The 17146-nt window shown below is 74.0% G+C and carries 13 protein-coding genes and 1 pseudogene; 7 read left to right on the plus strand and 7 right to left on the minus strand.

Annotated features, from left to right (window positions below; genetic code table 11):
- The 7 genes from MET9862_RS23915 to bchF all read right to left on the minus strand — a co-directional run.
- On the minus strand, positions 1–1017 hold a 1017-nt coding region (locus tag MET9862_RS23915; protein WP_142585380.1), incomplete at its 3' end, for an MFS transporter.
- Positions 1014–1931 (minus strand): magnesium protoporphyrin IX methyltransferase, encoded by a 918-nt coding sequence (bchM, locus tag MET9862_RS23920; RefSeq protein WP_244612876.1) that lies wholly within the window; start codon positions 1929–1931, stop codon positions 1014–1016. The genes bchM and MET9862_RS23915, both read right to left, overlap by 4 nt.
- A complete protein-coding gene (gene bchL, locus MET9862_RS23925) occupies positions 1931–2821 on the minus strand; it encodes a ferredoxin:protochlorophyllide reductase (ATP-dependent) iron-sulfur ATP-binding protein (protein WP_142585382.1) in 891 nt (296 codons plus the stop codon). The genes bchM and bchL overlap by 1 nt, the downstream gene beginning before the upstream one ends.
- A complete protein-coding gene (locus tag MET9862_RS23930; RefSeq protein WP_142585384.1) occupies positions 2818–6555 on the minus strand; it encodes a magnesium chelatase subunit H in 3738 nt (1245 codons plus the stop codon). Before MET9862_RS23930 ends, bchL begins: the two co-directional genes overlap by 4 nt.
- Complete coding sequence (gene bchB / locus MET9862_RS23935) at positions 6530–8242, minus strand: ferredoxin:protochlorophyllide reductase (ATP-dependent) subunit B (protein ID WP_142585386.1); 1713 nt, start codon at positions 8240–8242, stop codon at positions 6530–6532. The genes MET9862_RS23930 and bchB overlap by 26 nt, the downstream gene beginning before the upstream one ends.
- Positions 8243–9505 carry a ferredoxin:protochlorophyllide reductase (ATP-dependent) subunit N gene (locus MET9862_RS23940; protein WP_142585388.1) on the minus strand — a complete coding sequence of 421 codons (1263 nt, stop codon included), beginning with the start codon at positions 9503–9505 and terminating at the stop codon, positions 8243–8245. It abuts the gene before it with no gap.
- Positions 9502–10005: a 2-vinyl bacteriochlorophyllide hydratase gene (gene bchF / locus MET9862_RS23945; protein WP_142585390.1), complete on the minus strand. Its 504-nt coding sequence runs from the start codon at positions 10003–10005 to the stop codon at positions 9502–9504. The genes MET9862_RS23940 and bchF overlap by 4 nt, the downstream gene beginning before the upstream one ends.
- 354 nt (positions 10006–10359) lie before the next feature.
- On the opposite strand from bchF, the gene MET9862_RS23950 reads away from it, so the two are divergent.
- The 7 genes and pseudogenes from MET9862_RS23950 to MET9862_RS23980 form a co-directional block, all read left to right on the plus strand.
- The gene (locus MET9862_RS23950) at positions 10360–11232 is read left to right on the plus strand and encodes a cobalamin B12-binding domain-containing protein (RefSeq protein WP_142585391.1); all 873 of its coding nucleotides are present in this window, start codon (positions 10360–10362) and stop codon (positions 11230–11232) included.
- A gap of 24 nt (positions 11233–11256) precedes the next feature.
- Entirely contained in the window at positions 11257–12690 is a 1434-nt protein-coding gene (gene ppsR, locus MET9862_RS23955) for a transcriptional regulator PpsR (RefSeq protein WP_142585393.1), read from the plus strand.
- A gap of 197 nt (positions 12691–12887) precedes the next feature.
- The gene (chlG, locus tag MET9862_RS23960; RefSeq protein ID WP_142585394.1) at positions 12888–13772 is read left to right on the plus strand and encodes a chlorophyll synthase ChlG; all 885 of its coding nucleotides are present in this window, start codon (positions 12888–12890) and stop codon (positions 13770–13772) included.
- Entirely contained in the window at positions 13772–15166 is a 1395-nt protein-coding gene (locus MET9862_RS23965) for a BCD family MFS transporter (protein ID WP_142585396.1), read from the plus strand. Before chlG ends, MET9862_RS23965 begins: the two co-directional genes overlap by 1 nt.
- A 74-nt stretch (positions 15167–15240) precedes the next feature.
- Positions 15241–16449, plus strand: a complete 1209-nt coding sequence (locus tag MET9862_RS23970; RefSeq protein ID WP_142585398.1) for a geranylgeranyl diphosphate reductase — start codon at positions 15241–15243, stop codon at positions 16447–16449.
- Positions 16446–16943: a TspO/MBR family protein gene (locus tag MET9862_RS23975; RefSeq protein WP_438616650.1), complete on the plus strand. Its 498-nt coding sequence runs from the start codon at positions 16446–16448 to the stop codon at positions 16941–16943. The genes MET9862_RS23970 and MET9862_RS23975 overlap by 4 nt, the downstream gene beginning before the upstream one ends.
- Position 16944: 1 nt before the next feature.
- A pseudogene (locus MET9862_RS23980) lies at positions 16945–17146 on the plus strand (hypothetical protein); the annotation flags it as partial.

Genomic DNA, 17146 nt, shown 5'->3' on the forward strand with positions numbered 1-17146 from the left:
CGAGAAGGCGAGGATGCCGGTGCCGCAGCCCGCCGCCGCCACCCGGAACGGGTCGCCGCCGCGGGCGAGCCAGCGCGCCGCGAGCCAGAGGCCGAGCCCGCCGCCCGCCGCCAGCATGGCGGTGAGCGCGGTGGTGGCGGCGACCGAGAGGTCGAGGATCTGCCCGCCATAGGGTTCGAGCAGGACGTCCTGCATCGAGAAGCCGGCCGTGCCGAGCCCGATCGCCCAGAGCCGCCGCCGCGCCCGGCCGCGCCCGGCATAGCCCCGCCAGGATTCGGAGAAGCCCGGGCCCCGCGCCGCCGCGCGGGTGCGGCCGGGATCGCGCGGCTCCTGCTTCCAGAGGGCGAGGCCGTTCAGCACCAGGGTCAGCAGGGCCGCGCCCTGGATCACCTGGATCAGCCGCACGGGCGAGAACCGCGTCAGCAGCAGCCCGAACGCGACGGCGCTGGCCATCATGCCGGCGAGCAGCATGGCGCAGAGCAGCGCCACCACCCGGGGGCGGGCGCGGGCCGGGGCGAGGTCGGTGGCGAGCGCCAGCCCCACCGTCTGCACGGTGTGGAGCCCGGCCCCGACCAGCAGGAAGGCGAGGGCGGCGGCCGCCTGCCCGACCCAGAGCGGCCCGGTGGTGTCGCCCGACAGGATCAGCAGGGCGAAGGGCATGATGGCGAGCCCGCCGAACTGCAGCAGGGTGCCGAACCAGAGATAGGGGACGCGCCGCCAGCCGAGCACCGAGCGGTGCCGGTCCGAGCGGAAGCCGACCAGGGCCCGCAGCGGCGCGAAGACCAGCGGCAGCGCCAGCATCACCGCGACCACCGAGGCCTGCACGCCGAGCTCCACGATCATCACGCGGTTCAGCGTGCCGATGAGCAGCACCGCCGCCATGCCGACCGTCACCTGGAACAGGGCGAGCCGCAGGAGCCGGCCCATGGGAAGTTCCGGCGTCGCCGCATCCGCGAAGGGCAGGATCGCGGGGGTGAGGCGCATCAGGGCGCGGGTCATCGTCTGGGCGGCGCTCATTGGCCGCCTTCCGAACCTTCGTGGGAACCGCGACAGGCCCCCTCTCCCGTTCGGGAGAGGGTTGGGGTGAGGGATGAGAACGCGCCGGAGAGGTCGCGACGGTGAAGCGGCTCGTGCGGAGTCCCCTCCTGACAGTTCTCGACCCTCACCCTGTCCCTCTCCCGAACGGGAGAGGGGACCCGCGCCTCGTCCGGAAGGGCTGCTCCGGTCCCGTCGCCACGGATGAGCGCCACCGCGTTCGAGAGGTAGAAGCCGCTGTTCACGCGGTGCGTGCGCGCGACTGCGAAACCCTCCAGCGCCGGCTCGGCGGCGATGCTGCGGCGCAGGCCGCGTTCCGTGACCGGCACGATGGCCGGCGCCCGGTCGGCCTTGGGGAACAGCTTGCCCGCCGCATGCATCAGGGTGAGCAGCGCGGTGCGCGGCGCCACGGTGAAGAGGAGCGTGCCGTCCGTGCGCGGGGCGAGGCGGGCAAGCGCCCGCACGATGTCGGCCGCGCTGTAATGGATCAGCGAATCCATCGCCACGACGTGGTCGAACGGCCCGAGCCCGGGATCGAGCATGTCGCCGACGCGGAACTCGACGCGGCCGGCGCCTGCGATCGCCGGCAGGCGCTCGCGGGCGAGGCCGATGAGGGTCGGCGAGACGTCGACCGCCACCACATCGGCTCCGCGGCGGGCCGCCTCGACGGCGAGCGCCCCGGTGCCGCAGCCGGCATCGAGCAGGCGGGCGCCGGCGAGGTCCTCGGGCAGCCAGGAGAGCAGGTTCGCCCGCATGGCGTCGCGGCCGGCCCGCACCGTGGCGCGGATCCGGCTCACCGGCGCGTCGGAGGTGAGCCGCGCCCAGGCCTCGGCCGCCGTGCGGTCGAAATAGGCGGTCAGCTCGCCGCGGCGGGCGTCGTAGGTGGTGCCCGCCATCAGTCGAACCCCAGGAACTCGAAGAGGTCGCGGTCCTTCATCGGCTGGGCCTCGCACGGCTCGACCCCGGCCCAGAGCGTCTCGGCGAGCCGCATGTAGGCGTCGGTGACCGCGCGCAGCTCGGGCGAGTCCTCCATCTCGAACAGGGTCGCCTTCTTGAGGCGCGAGCGGCGCACCACGTCGAGATCGGGGAAATGGGCGAGGCGGCGCAGGCCCGTCGCCGCGTTGAAGCGGTCGATCTCGTCCGTGCCGGCCGAGCGGTTGGCGATGACGCCGCCGAGCCGCACGCCGTAGTTCTTCGACTTGGCGTGGATCGCGGCGACGATCCGGTTCATCGCGAAGATCGAGTCGAAGTCGTTGGCCGTGACGATGAGCGCCCGGTCGGCGTGCTGGAGCGGCGAGGCGAAGCCGCCGCAGACCACGTCGCCGAGCACGTCGAAGACGACGACGTCGGTATCCTCCAGGAGGTGGTGCTCCTTGAGGAGCTTCACCGTCTGCCCGACCACGTAGCCGCCGCAGCCGGTGCCGGCCGGCGGCCCGCCGGCCTCGACGCAGAGCACGCCGCCATAGCCCGGCACCACGAAATCCTCGGGGCGCAACTCCTCCGAGTGGAAGTTCACCGCCTCCAGCGCGTCGATCACGGTGGGGGCGAGGCGCTTGGTCAGGGTGAAGGTCGAATCGTGCTTCGGGTCGCAGCCGATCTGGAGGACCCGCTTGCCGAGCTTGGCGAAGGCGACCGAGAGGTTCGAGGAGGTGGTCGACTTGCCGATGCCGCCCTTGCCGTAGACGGCGAAGACCTTGGCGGTGTCGATCTTCAGGGTCGGGTCGAGGGCGACCTGGAGGCTGCCCTCCTCCCGCCGCGCGACCGGGTTTCGGATCGCGATGTTCATGCGGCCACTCCCGGGGTGATCGTTCCGGCGTCGACGACGCCCTCCAGCCGGTCCTCCAGCTCCTCCTCGGCGCGCTCCAGGGCGTCGCGGGTGGCCGGGTCCGGGGTCCAGAAGCCGCGGCGATGCGCCTCGATCAGGCGGCTCGCGACCTTCGCGGATGCGGTCGGGTTCAAATCCGAGAGCCGCGCCCGCATGGCGGGGTCGAGCACGAAGGTCTCGGTGATGCGCTCGTAGATCCAGGGCTGGACCGCGTTGGCGGTCGCCGACCAGCCGACCGTGTTGGTCAGGGTCGCCTCGATCTGGCGCACGCCCTCGTAGCCGTGCGAGAGCAGGCCCTCGTACCATTTCGGGTTGAGCATGCGGGTGCGCGTCTCCAGCGCCACCTGCTCGGGCAGCGAGCGCACGCGGCCCTCCCCGCGGGTCTGGTCGCTGATATAGACCGGCACGGCCGCGCCCCGGGCCCGGGCCACCGCCCGGCTGACCCCGCCGAGCCCGTCGAAATAGTGGTCGACGCTCGTGACGCCGACCTCGACGGAATCGAGGTTCTGGTAGGCGAGGTCGACCTTCGCCAGGACCGCCTGCATCAGGGCGCGCTGCGGCGCCGGCCGGCCCGAGCGGCCATAGGCGAAGCTCTTGCGGCGGGCGAAGGCCTCGGTCAGCTCGGCCTCGTCGTCCCAGCGGCCGGATTCCACCAGCTGGTTGACGTTGGCGCCGTAGGCCCCTTCCGCGTTCGAGAACACGCGGAGCGCCGCCGTCTCGAGGTCGCAGCCCTGCTCGGCCTGGAGGGCGAGCGCGTGCTTGCGCACGAAGTTCTGCTCGACGGGCTCCTCGGCGGTGGCCGCGAGGAAGCTCGCCTCCGCCAGAAGCTTGGTCTGCAAGGGGAGCAGGTCGCGGAAGATGCCGGACAGCGTCACCACCGCGTCGATGCGCGGGCGCCCGAGCCGCTCCAGCGGGATCAGCGCGGCGCCGGCGAGCCGGCCGTAGCCGTCGAAGCGCGGCGCGGCGCCGATCAGCGCGAGCGCCTGGGCGATCGGGCCGCCCTCGCTCTTCAGGTTGTCGGTGCCCCACAGGACGAGGGCCACGCTCTCGGGGAGCGGGCTGCCGTCGGCGCGGTGGCGGGCCAGCACCCGCTCCACCTGGGCGGCCCCGTCGGCCACCGCGAAGGCGGAGGGCAGGCGGTAGGGGTCGAAGCCGTGGAGATTGCGGCCGGTGGGCAGGATGGCGGGGTTGCGCAGCAGGTCCCCGCCCGGCACCGGCGGCACGAAGCGGCCATCGAGGGCGCGCAGCAGGCCGGCGATCTCCTCCGAGCGGGTGAGCTGCCCGTTGATCTCGGCGAGCGTCGCGAAGGCGGGGCGGGCCGTCTCGGCGAGGCCGCTCGCGCGGAAGGCGGTCTCCGCCCCCTCCCCCGCAGCCAGCGCCGCCAGCGCGGCCGGCCCCGGCTTCAGCCCGTGCGAGGCCTCGGCGAGCGCCGCGAGCAGGTCGGCCCGCTCGGCCTGCCCGACGGGCTCGCCGAGCACGTGCAGCCCGTGCGGGATCAGGGTCTGCTCCAACTCGTCGAGGGCCGCCCGCAGGGCCTCCACCGGTCCGCTCTCGCCGGTCCAGGCGGGCTCGCCCGCCACGAGGTCGAGGGCGGCGCCCTGGCCCTGGATCAGGGCGGCGAGAGCCCCCCGCTCGTGGGCGGATTCCGGCGGCAGCGCCCGCCAGCGCTCCAGGGAGGCCTTGAGGTCGATGAGGCCGCGATAGAGCCCGGCCGCGGCGAGGCTCGGCGTCAGGTAGCTGACGAGGGTCGCGGCCGAGCGGCGCTTGGCGAGCGTGCCCTCGGAGGGGTTGTTGGCGGCGTAGAGATAGACGTTGGGCGTGGCGCCGATCAGCCGCTCCGGCCAGCAGGCGGCCGAGAGGCCGGTCTGCTTGCCCGGCATGAATTCGAGGGCGCCGTGCGTGCCGAAATGCAGGATCGCGTCGGCGCGGAAATCCTCGCGCAGCCAGCGGTAGAAGGCGCAGAAGGCGTGGGTCGGCGCGAAGCCCTGCTCGAACAGCAGCCGCATCGGGTCGCCCTCGTAGCCGAAGGCGGGCTGCACCCCGACGAAGACGTTGCCGAACGACGCGCCGAGCACCAGGAGCGCGGACCCGTCGCTCTGGTGGCGGCCGGGCGCGGGGCCCCACTGCGCCTCGATCTCGGGCAGGTGCGGCTCGCGGGCGACATGGTCGTCGGCCGGGATGCGGGCATGGACGTTGGCCGGCATGCCGTAGCGGTCCGCGTTGCCGCCGAGGATCCGCGCCCGCAGGGCGTCCGCGCTCTCGGGCACCTCGACCGCGTAGCCCTCGGCCTGCAACGCCCGCAGGGTGTTGAGGAGCGAGGCGTAGACCGCCAGGAACGCCGCCGAGCCGGTGGCGCCGGCATTCGGGGGGAAGTTGAACAGCACGATCCCGAGCCTCCGCTCGGATTTCGGCGTACGGCGCAAGGCGACCAGGCGCGCGACCCGCTCGGCGAGGCGGCCGGCGCGCTCCGGGTGGGCGCGCATGTCGCGGGCATTGTCGCTGCCCGACGCGGCGGAGCGTCCGCCGAACACCATCGGCGCGGTGGCGCCGTCGAGTTCGGGGATCGCCACCATCATGGTGGCCTCCACCGGCGACAGCCCGCGGGCGCCCGCCTCCCATTGCTCGATCGTCTGGAACTCGAGGGCCTGGGCGGCGAGGTAGGGCACGTCGAGGCGGGCGAGCGTCGCCTCCGCCGCCGCGGCGTCGTTGTAGGCCGGGCCGCCGACCAGCGAGAAGCCGGTGAGCGAGACCAGCGCGTCGATCGTGGCGCGGCCGGAGCGCGTGAAGAAGGCCTCCACCGCAGGCCGGTTGTCGAGCCCGCTCGCGAAGGCCGGCACCACGTCGAGGCCGCGCGCCTCGAGGGCCGCGATCACCCCGTCGTAATGGGCGGTGTTCCCGGCGAGCACGTAGGAGCGCATCAGCAGGAGGCCGACCCGGCCTGTCGCTCCGGGCAGGCCCGGCAGCGCGGCCGCATCCTCGCCGATGCGCCGCGGCAGGCGCGGGTGGTAGAGCCCGGTCTCGGGGTAGTCGAGGGGCGCGGGCGCCGGCGCCAGCGCCCGCCAGGCGCTCCGCGGGCCGGCGGCGTAGCGCTGCACCAGGAAGCGCACCAGGGCGGCGACGTTCGCCTCGGACCCGGCGAGCCAGTATTGCAGGGTGAGGAAATAGGCCCGCACGTCCTGGGCCGAGCCCGGGATGAAGCGCAGGATCTTGGGCAACTTGCGCACCAGCGCCATCTGGCGGGCGGCGTTGCCTTCCGCGCCCGGCTTGCCGCGCAGGCGCTTCAGGAAGTCGAGGGCGCTGCGCTTGCCCCCGCTCATGTCGAAGCGGCCGAGCTTCGTCACCCGCACGATCTCGCCGGCCGACAGGCAGCCGACCATGGCGTCGCAGCCCGCGCGGCGCGCCTTCAGGGCGGGCAGGATCGCGCGGACATGCTCGTCGAGGAACAGCATGGCGCAGAGCACGATGTCGGCGCCTGCGATGTCCGCCTCGGCGCGCGCCAGGGCGTCCGGCGCGGTCTCCCACTCGGCGGCGGCGTGGAAGGCCAGATCGAGCCCCGGCATCTCGGACCGGAGCCGCAGGCGCGCCCGCTCCACCGCGCTCGCCAGATGGTTGTCGAGCGTCACGATGACGACGCGGATGCCCGGGCGCCCCTGCGCGCCGGCATCCGCCCTATCGGCCGAAATGCGCCTTGGCATCGTAGAGGGTCTCGAGGGTGATGAGCGGGATGCTGCGCTCGCGCGCGAAGGTCTCGGTGTTGGTCCGTGCCCGGGAGCGCACGAAGAAGGGAATCTTTTTCAGCTCGCGCTCGGCGTCGGGGGCCCAGATGGCGGTGGTGGCTGCCGGTCGGTCACCGGGGCCGCGACCGGCCCCCTCTCCCGTTCGGGAGAGGGCTGGGGTGAGGGATGAGAACTCTACGGAGAGATCGCGACGGTGAAGCGGGTCGGTCGCAGCCTCGTCCTGCGCGTTCTCGACCCTCACCCCAACCCTCTCCCGATCGGGAGAGGGGGCCCGCGCCTCGTCCTGCATGGATGGCGGGACGGTGCTTGCCCCGAGATGCGACGGCGCGGCCTCCGCGTGGAACTCGCGGTCCTCGCGGAACAGGCCGAGGAGGTGCTCCTCCAGACCCATCATCAGCGGGTGGACCAGGGTGTCGAACAGGACGTTGGCGCCCTCGAAGCCCATCAGCGGCGCGTGGCGGGCGGGATAGTCCTGCACGTGGGCGGGCGCCGAGATGACGGCGCAGGGCAGGCCCAGCCGCTTGGCGACGTGGCGCTCCATCTGCGTGCCGAGGACGAGGTCGGGCGACGCCGCCTGGATCGCCGCCTCGACCTCCAGGTAGTCGTCGGCGACGAGGGCCTCGATCCCGTGCAGGGCGGCCTCCGCCCGCACCTCGCGGGCGAAGCCGCGCTCGTAGGTGCCGAGCCCGACGACCCGGAAGCCGATCTCGCGGGCCGCGAGCCGGGCCAGGGCCACCGCGTGCGTGGCGTCGCCGAAGACGAAGACGCGCTTGCCGGTGAGATAGGTCGAATCGACCGAGCGCGCGTACCAGGGCAGGCGCGAGCCGGGATCGTCGAGGACGGGGCCCGCCGCGACCCCGGCGCGCTCCGCCACCGCCTCGACGAAGCGCCGGGTCGCGCCGACGCCGATCGGCGGGATCTCCACGAAGGGCTGGCCGTGCGCCGTCTCCAGGTACTGCGCGGCCGCGCGGCCCGTCTCGGGGTAGAGCACGAGGTTGAAGGCGGCCTCGGGCAGGCGCGCGAGATCGGCGGGGCTGGCGCCGAGCGGCGCCACCACGTTCACCCCGACGCCGAGGCGGGCGAGCAGGCGGCGCACCTCGACGAGGTCGTCGCGGTGGCGGAAGCCGAGGGCGGTGGGCCCGAGGATGTTGCACAGACGGGGGTCGCGCGCCCCTTGGGAGGTGCCCGGGGCCGGCGCGACTGGCGCCGGTGCGAGCGCGCGCACCAGCCGGTAGAAGGTCTCGGAGGCGCCCCAGTTCTCCTTCTTCTGGTAGGCCGGCAATTCCAGTGGGATCACCGGGACCGGCAGGCCGAGGGCGCGGGCGAGCCCGCCCGGATCGTCCTGGATCAGCTCCGCCGTGCAGGAGGCGCCGACGATCATCGCCTGCGGCCGGAAGCGCGCATAGGCCTCGGCGCAGGCCTGCTTGAACAGCTCGGCGGTGTCGCGGCCGAGATCCTCGGCGCGGAAGGTGGTGTAGGTGACGGGCGGTCGGGCATCCCGCCGCTCGATCATGGTGAAGAGCAGGTCCGCGTAGGTGTCGCCCTGCGGTGCGTGCAGCACGTAGTGCAGTCCGCGCATCGCGGTGGCGACCCGCATGGCGCCGATATGGGGCGGTCCCTCGTAGGTCCAGAGCGTCAGTTGCATCTAGACCTCCAGGAGCGCGCGCCGCCGCAGCGGGCGGGCGAACAGCTCGGCGAGGTCGCCGGCCTGCTCGTAGCCCTGGACGGGGGTGAACAGGAGCTCGATCGACCACTTGGTCGCGAGGCCCTCCGCCTCCAGCGGGTTGGCGAGGCCGAGGCCGCAGACGGAGAGGTCCGGCCGGGCGGCGCGGGCGCGGTCCATCTGGTCGTCGAGGCTCTGGCCCTCGACCACGCGGGTGCCGACCGGCAGGCACGCGATCTCCTCGGCGAGGTGGCCGCGGTGGAGGTAGGGCGTGCCGACCTCGACGATCTCGGCCCCCATCTCCCGGGCCAGGAAGCGGGCGAGCGGCACTTCGAGCTGGGAATCGGGGAAGAAGAAGATCCGCCGCCCGGCGAGCGCGGCCCGGTGGGGCACGAGCGCCGTCGCGGCCCGGCGCCGCCCCGCCTCCGTCGCCGCCGCGAAGCGCTCCGGCGCGACGCCGAAGGCCTCGGACGCCGCCCGCAGCCAGCCCGTGGTGCCCTCGGCACCGAGGGGAAAGGGCGCCGGCAGGTGGTGCAGGCCGCGCCCGTCGAGCGCCCGGGCGGTGCCCGCCAGGAAGGGCTGCGCCAGCAGGTAGGGCATGCCGGGGCGGATCGCCGGCATCGCCTCGGCCCGCCGCCCCGGCAGGAAGCGCACCGGAATGCCGAGATCGGCGAAGAGCCGCGCGAACTGGTCCTCGACCACATCGCCGAGCGCGCCGGCCACCAGCAGGGCGCCGTCCCCCTCGTCCGCCTCGGGCAAGTCCGGCACCAGGGCGGCGAGGCAGGCATCCTCCCCTTCCGTGAAGGTGGTCTCGATGCCCGAGCCCGAATAGGTCAGCACCCGCACCGGCGCGAGGCGGCGCGAGAGGCGGAAGGCCGCGCGGGTCAGGTCGAGCTTGATCACCTCGGAGGGGCAGGAGCCGACGAGGAACAGGAGCCGGATGTCGGGCCGGCGCGCGACGAGCCGCTCCACCGCGGCGTCGAGTTCCGCCTCGGCATCGGCGATTCCGGCGAGATCCCGCTCGTCGAGGATGGCGGTGGCGAAGCGCGGCTCGGCGAAGATCATCACGCCCGCCGCCGACTGGATCAGGTGCGCGCAGGTGCGCGAGCCGACCACGAGGAAGAAGGCGTCCTGGATCTTGCGGTGCAGCCAGACGATGCCGGTGAGCCCGCAGAACACCGCGCGCTGCCCGCGCTCGCGCACGAGGTCGATGCCGCAGGTCTCGGCCGGGACGGGGGCGTTCACGAGAGGCCTCCCGCGGCGTCGAGGTGGCCCGGGACCGCCGCGCCCTGCAGCCGCGCCGCGCGCAGCTTGATCAGGAACTGCCCGGCATTGACGAGGTAGGCGGCGTAGGCCGCCAGCGCGAGGACGAGGAGCGGCTCCGGCGCCAGCAGCCCGCCGGCCAGGGCGGCGAGGTAGGCGGTGTGGAGCGTCAGCACCAGCATGCTGACCACGTCCTCCCAGAAGAAGGCCGGGGCGAACAGGTAGCGCCCGAACACCGCCTTCTCCCAGATCGAGCCGGTGACCATGATCGCGTAGAGGAGGCCGGTCTTGACCACGACCGAGAGATTGGCCGCCCAGATCCCCTCGCCCGTCGCCAGCGCCCGCAGCACCAGGGCGAGGCTCGCCAGGAAGGCGAGGAACTGGAGGGGAGCGAGCACGCCCTGCACCAGGGTCCACGGCGTGGCGTCCCGGCGCCGGCGCTGGGCCTCCGTGTAGAGCGGTGTCGGCCGGCCTGGACCCATCGCGTCCGCCCTCGTCGCCATTCGGGTCCCATTCGGGAACCCCGCTTGGCAGCGAACCTAGGCCCGCCGTCCCAGAAGTGTCAATCTGCCTTTACGTCATTTGTATGTGACAGTGGCGGATGACAGAAATGCATTATTTCTTCGGCTTCACCATTGCCAACGCACAGTATCGGCGTATCGTCCGGCTTCCATCGGCCCTGCCCTCGGCCGCCGCAAGAAGACTTCCCCCGAGGGAAGCCCACGCCACTACGGAAGCCCGGACACCAGATGCCGGGCACCGTCCGCCACGATGCCGGCCGCTTCGCCGGCACCCTGCGAGGAGGTTCGAGACCCTCGCGATCAGGGAGGCTGTCGATGGGCGACGCTCGGTGCTACCGCTGGGATCCCGGCGATCTCGCCTTCGACTGCGCGCTGCTCGACTTCTCCCCGGCCCTCTCCGTCGGACGCCCCCCGCTCGATCGGCCGGACGTCCTGGCCGGCCTCATCGAGGGCGAGATCCTGCCCCGGCTGATGCTGGTCCACGCCCAGGCCTCCGCGCCGCGCGCGAAGGCGCCGCGGCGCCCGACGCCGGAGGAGGCGGCCCGATTCGCCGCGCTGCTGCTCAGTCCCGGCCCGCTCCTGTCGGGCGGGGACGACGTGCGCCCTGCCGTCGCCGACCTGCTCTCGCGCGGCCTGCCCCTGGAGAGCCTGCTCGCCGACCTGCTCGCCCCGGCCGCCCGGCATCTCGGCAGCCTCTGGGAGGAGGATGCGTGCGACTTCCTCGCCGTCACGACGGCGCTCGGCCGGCTCCAGGTCATCGCGCGGATGCTCTGCGCCCGCCTCGAGACCGAGGCGCCGCCGCGCGGGCGCAGCGTGCTCCTCCTGCCCTGCCCCGGCGAGACGCATGTCTTCGGCCTCGTCCTCGCGGCGAGCGCCTTCCGGCAGGCGGGCTGGACGGTCGGTTTGCCGGACGGCGGCTCGGGCGTGCTCGCGGTCGCCCGCGAGCCGTTCGACGTGGTCGGCCTGAGCCTCGCCAGCGACGTCTACCTGCCGGCCCTGGCCCCGGCGATCGCCGCCCTGCGCGCGGCGTCATGCAATCCTGAGTTGCGAATTCTGGTTGGCGGCGCCTATTTCGCGCGCCATCCCGGGCAGGTCGCCGCGGTCGGAGCGGATGCCTGTGCGATGGAGGCGGCTTCCGCACCGGATATCGCTGAATCCTTGCTTGAAATACAGGCGCGAGCCTGTTGAAAGGACCTGTTTGGCCCATCAGAAGTGGTGACCGTGAGCGCACCTGTCCGCCCCGTCCCGCACGCGCCGTCCGCGGCGCTGCCGATCACGGCCGCCCTCCTCGACGGGGCGAGCGCGGGGCTGATCGTCGCGGCCGCCACCGACCTCTCCCTCGTGGTCGATCCCGACGGCGTGATCCGGGAGGTGAGCGCCGGCGGCGAGGATCCGGGTCCGGAGGCGGTGGCCGCCTGGCGCGGGCGGGCCCTCAGCGACACGGTCACCGTCGAGAGCCGTCCGAAGGTGGAGGCGCTCCTGCGCGAGGCGCGGGCCGGCGCCCTCACCCGCTGGCGGCAGGTGAACCACCCGAGCCCCGAGGGGCCGGACCTGCCGGTGCGCTACGCGGCCCTGCGGCCGAATTCCGACGGGCCGGTGATCCTGGTCGGCCGGAACCTGCGTGCGGTGGCGGCCCTGCAGCGGCGCCTCGCCGAGGCGCAGCAGGCGATGGAGCGCGACTACGACCGCCTGCGCGCGGCCGAGACGCGCTACCGCCTGCTCTTCCAGCTCTCGGGCGAGCCGGTCCTCGTGGTCGATGCCGGGACGCGGCGCATCACCGAGGTGAACCCGGCCGCCGCCCGCCTGATCGGCCGCGTGCCGAAGCGCATCGCCGGACAGGACGTGGTCGACCTGTTCGAGGACCGCAGCGCCCGCGACCTCGAAGTGCTGTTCACCACCCTGCGCGTCGCCGGCGAGGCGCCGGATTTCGAGGCGCGTCTCGCCCATAACCGCGGCCCGGCCACCGTCTCGGCCTCCCTGTTCCGGGGCGAGACCAGCACCAGCGTGCTGCTGCGGCTCGCCGTGCCGGCGGCGCGCGAGGAGGGGGCAGGCCTCTCCACCCACGCGGCCGAGCTGATCCGTGCCCTGCCCGAGGGCTTCGTCGTCACCGATTCGGGCCACCGCGTGCTCGCGGCCAACACCGCCTTCCTCGAACTGGTGCAGCTCGCCACGGAGGAGCAGGCCCGCGGCCAGCCGGTGGAGCGCTGGCTCGGCCACGACGAGACCGAGGCGCAGGCCCTCTTCGCGACGCTGCGCGACCACGGCTCGGTCCGCCGGTTCAGCACGGTGCTGCGCGGCCAGTACGGCTCGGTGGAGGATGTCGAGATCGCCGCCGTCGCGGTGCCGGGCCGGGGCTGCCTCGGCTTCTCCTTCCGCGCCGGGCCGCGCCGGGCGGCCGCGCCGCTCTCCGGCAGCCTGCCCCGCTCGGTCGAGCAGATGACCGAGCTCGTCGGGCGCGTCTCGATGAAGACCCTCGTGCGCGAGACCACCGACCTCATCGAGAAGCTCTGCATCGAGGCGGCTCTGCGCATCACCCGCGACAACCGGGCCTCGGCCGCCGAGATGCTCGGCCTCAGCCGGCAGGGCCTCTACGCCAAGATGCGCCGCTACGGCGTCGGCGACCTCGACGGTGCGGACGAGGCATAGGGCGGGAGCCGTCGGCACCGGCCAGGGCGGGAACGCCCTCGATTCGGCTGTACTTTGCATTCACTTTTATATTGCTGCGCACAAGACAATATTCGTGCGCTGCAGCGTGCGGACGCCTTGTCGCAGTACGGCCTGTGTCAGCCGCAAAGTGTAAATTGAACTTGACACCCGGCGGCGGGGCAACCTAGCCTTCCCGCATGGCAACGCCCGCTCCGAGCGCAGTCGTCGAGCTCCTCAAGCCGATCACGTGGTTCGCGCCGATGTGGGCCTTCGCCTGCGGCGTGGTCTCCTCGGGATATCCGGCTTCGGGACAATGGCCCGTGATCGCGGCGGGCGTCCTGCTCGCCGGGCCCCTGGTCTGCGCCACCAGCCAGGCCGCCAACGACTGGTTCGACCGCGAGGTCGACGCCATCAACGAGCCCGGCCGGCCGATCCCCTCGGGGCGGATCCCGGGCCGCTGGGGCCTCTACCTCGCCGCGGGCTGGACGGCGCTCTCCCTCCTCGTCGCCGCCGCGCTCGGGCCCTGGATCCTCGGGGCCGCGGCCTTCGGCCTGACGCTCGCCTGGATCTACTCGGCGCCCCCCGTCCGGCTGAAGCGCAACGGCTGGTGGGGCAACGCCGCGGTGGCGCTCTGCTACGAGGGCCTGCCCTGGTTCACCGGGGCCGCCGTGATGGCCGCCGCCCTGCCCGACCGGCGGGTGCTCGGGCTGGCGCTGCTCTATTCCCTGGGCGCGCACGGCATCATGACGCTCAACGACTTCAAGTCGGTGGAGGGCGACCGCCGCATGGGCGTCGCCTCCCTGCCGGTCCAGCTCGGGGTGGCGCGGGCGGCGCGCTTCGCCTGCTGGGTGATGGCCCTGCCGCAGGCCGCCGTGGTGGCGCTCCTCGTCCACTGGGACCGGCCCTGGCACGCCGCCTTGGTCGCCGGGCTGCTCGCCGGGCAGCTCGCCCTGATGGCGCGCTTCCTGAGGGATCCGCGCGGGCGCGCCGCCTGGTACAACGGCACCGGCACCACCCTCTACGTGCTCGGCATGCTGGCCGCGGCCTTCGCGCTGCGCCCCCTCGTGCAGGGGGGCTTGTGATGGCCGGCATCCCGTCCTCCGGGTTCTCATCCTCTGGTTTCTCCTGGATCCAGATCGCCCGGCTCGGCCTCGTCCAGACGGCGCTCGGCGCCGTGGTGGTGCTGATCACCTCGACCCTCAACCGCGTCATGGTGGTGGAGCTGGCGCTGCCCGCCCTGGTGCCGGGCGCCCTGCTCGGCCTGCACTACGCCGTGCAGACCCTGCGGCCGCGCTGGGGCTACGGCTCCGACCGGCACGGCCGGCGCACGCCCTGGATCCTCGGCGGCATGGCCGCCCTCTGCCTCGGCGGGTTCGGGGCGGCCTGCGCCACGGCGCTCGCCGAGACGCGGCTCGCGGCCGGGATGGGGCTCGCGGTCCTGGCCTTCCTCCTCGTCGGGATGGGCGCGGGCGCGGCCGGGACCAATCTCCTCGTCCTGCTCGCGGGCGGCGTCGCCGAGGCGCGGCGCGGGGCGGCGGCGACCATCGTCTGGGTGATGATGATCGCGGGTTTCGCGGTGACCGCCCCGCTCGCCGGGCACTTCCTCGACCCGTTCTCGGGGGCGCGGCTGATGGCGGTCTCCGGCATCGTCTCGCTCGTCGCCTTCGCGGTGGCCGCCCTCGCCGTCGCCGGGATCGAGGGCCGGACATCCGCGCCGACGGAAGCGGGCGCGCAGAAGGCGCCCTTCGCCGCGGTGCTGCGCAAGGTGCTGGCCGAGCCCGCGGCGCGGCGCTTCACTGTGTTCATCTTCGTCTCGATGCTCGCCTACAGCGCGCAGGAGCTGATCCTGGAGCCCTATGCCGGCCTCGCCTTCGCGATGACGCCGGGGGCGACCACCACGCTCGCCGGACTCCAGCACGGCGGCGTGCTCGCCGGCATGCTCGCCGTCGCCGCGGTCACGGCGGGGATCGGCGGGCCGGTGCTCGGCTCCCTGCGGCTCTGGACGGTGGCGGGCTGCCTCGGCTCGGCCGTCGCCCTCCTCGCCATCGCGATGGGCGCAACCCTCGGGCCGGACTTCCCGATGCGGGCCGCGGTCTTCGCGCTCGGGGTCTCGAACGGCGTCTACGCGGTGGCCGCCATCGGCTCGATGATGGGGCTCGCGGGCGATGGGGGCGCCGCCGAGCGCGGCACCCGCATGGGCGTCTGGGGGGCGGCGCAGGGCGTCGCCTTCGGCGCGGGCGGCTTCCTGGGGACGCTCGCCGTCGACCTCGCCCGCCTCGCCGCCGCCGAGCCGGCCCAGGCCTACGCCGCCGTCTTCACGGCCGAGGCCGGGCTGTTCGTGGTGGCCGCCCTGATCGCGCTGCGCCTCGCGCCGCCGGCTGCCGGCGGCGATGCCCTCGCGCGGACCGCGCGCTTCTCCCTCGCATTTCCCGCCGAAGCGGAGGCCGGTTCGGCGCACGGACATGCGGCACGATGAGAGGCCGAGGCCCTGCCCCATCGCGACGCGATCGGGCGGGGCCTCGGACCCGGAACTCGAAGCGAGGTAGTGCCATGGCCGATCCCGCCGCGCCCCGGACCCCGGAGAGCTTCGACGTCGTGGTGGTGGGCGGCGGGCCGGCCGGCGCCACCGCCGCCACCGAGCTGGCCCGGGCCGGGATCTCCGTGCTGCTCCTCGATCGGGCCGGGCGGATCAAGCCCTGCGGCGGCGCCATCCCGCCGCGGCTGATCCGCGACTTCGCGATCCCCGACCATCTCCTCGTCGCGCGCATCCGCGCCGCCCGGATGGTGGCGCCGTCCGGCAAGAGCGTCGACATGCCGGTGGGCGAGGGCTTCGTCGGCATGGTCGACCGCGAGCACTTCGACCCCTGGCTGCGCGCCCGCGCCGCCGAGGCCGGGGCGCAGCGCCGCGACGGCCTGTTCACCCGCATCACCCGCGCGGACGGGCGCGCGACCGTGCATTTCCGGGAGGGCGGCCGGGAGGGCGGGGGCGAGCGGAGCGTCACCGCCCGCCTCGTCATCGGCGCCGACGGGGCGAGCTCGGCGGTCGGCCGCGCCGAGATCCCCGGCCACGCCGCCATGCGGCAGGTCTTCGCCTACCACGAGATCGTGCGGAAGCCGGCCGCGCCCGCCGCCTGCGAGGCGAGCCGCTGCGACGTCTACTACCAGGGCCGGCTCTCGCCGGATTTCTATGCCTGGATCTTTCCGCACGGGGACACGATCAGCGTCGGCACCGGCAGCGCCCGCAAGGGCTTCTCGCTCCGCGGCGCCATCCGAGCCTTGCGGGCCGAATCCGGTCTCGACCAGGGCGCCCTCGTCCGCGGCGAGGGCGCGCCTCTGCCCCTGAAGCCCCTGAAGCGCTGGGACAACGGCCGCGACGTGCTCCTCACGGGCGACGCCGCCGGCATCGTCGCCCCGGCCTCCGGCGAGGGCATCTACTACGCGATGCTCGGCGGCCGGCTCGCGGCGGAGGCGGCCCAGGCCTTCCTCGCCACCGGCGACGCGCGGGCGCTGGCCCGGGCGCGGGCCCGCTTCATGCGCCTGCACGGGCGCGTCTTCCTGATCCTGCGGATGATGCAGTGGGTCTGGTACCGGAGCGACGGCCTGCGCGAGCGCTTCGTCTCGATCTGCCGGGACAAGGACGTGCAGCAGCTCACCTGGGACGCCTACATGAACAAGGAGCTGGTGCGGAGGAAGCCCGTCGCCCATGTGCGGATCTTCCTGAAGGACCTCGCCCACCTGTTCCGCTGGGTCTCGCCGTGAGCGGGGCGACCCTCCCCGTCCTCGTCGCCGGCGCCGCCGCCCTCCTCGTCGGGCTCGCCGGCGGCGTCGCGACGCGCACCGACGCCTGGTACCACGGCCTCCGCGTGCCGGCCTGGAAGCCGCCGGACCGGGCCTTCGGCCCGATCTGGGCGGTGATCCTGGCGCTCGCGGCGGCCTCCGCGAGCCTCGGTTGGAGCGCGAGCGCGGGCACGGCCGAGCGCGCCCTGCTGCTCGCCGCCTTCGGCCTCAACGCCGTGCTCAACATCGCCTGGAGCGTGCTGTTCTTCCGCCTGCGCCGGCCGGACTGGGCGCTCGCCGAGATCGTGCTGCTCTGGCTGTCGATCCTGCTGCTGGTGATCGTGCTCGCCCGCCTCAGCCTCGCCGGGGCCCTGCTCCTCCTGCCCTATCTCGGCTGGGTCGGCGTGGCCGCCTTCCTCAACCTGCGCATCCTGCGGCTCAATCCCGGCCTCGCGGCCGATGCGCGGGGCGGCTGAGATGGAGACGCTCGCCCGCCTTCTCGCCGATCCGCTCGCCTCCCTGTTCGCGTCCGGTCGGATCGCCGATGCGATCCTCCTCCTCGTTGCCGCCGAGGCCGCGCTCGTCGCGCTCCTGCCCGGGCGCCTCGGCGCGCGGGCGCCGCTGCTCGCCGGCCTCGCCGCCGGGGCCGGGCTGCTGCTGGCGCTGCGCGCGGCGCTCG

The organism is Methylobacterium symbioticum (assembly GCF_902141845.1).
Lineage (GTDB): Bacteria > Pseudomonadota > Alphaproteobacteria > Rhizobiales > Beijerinckiaceae > Methylobacterium > Methylobacterium symbioticum.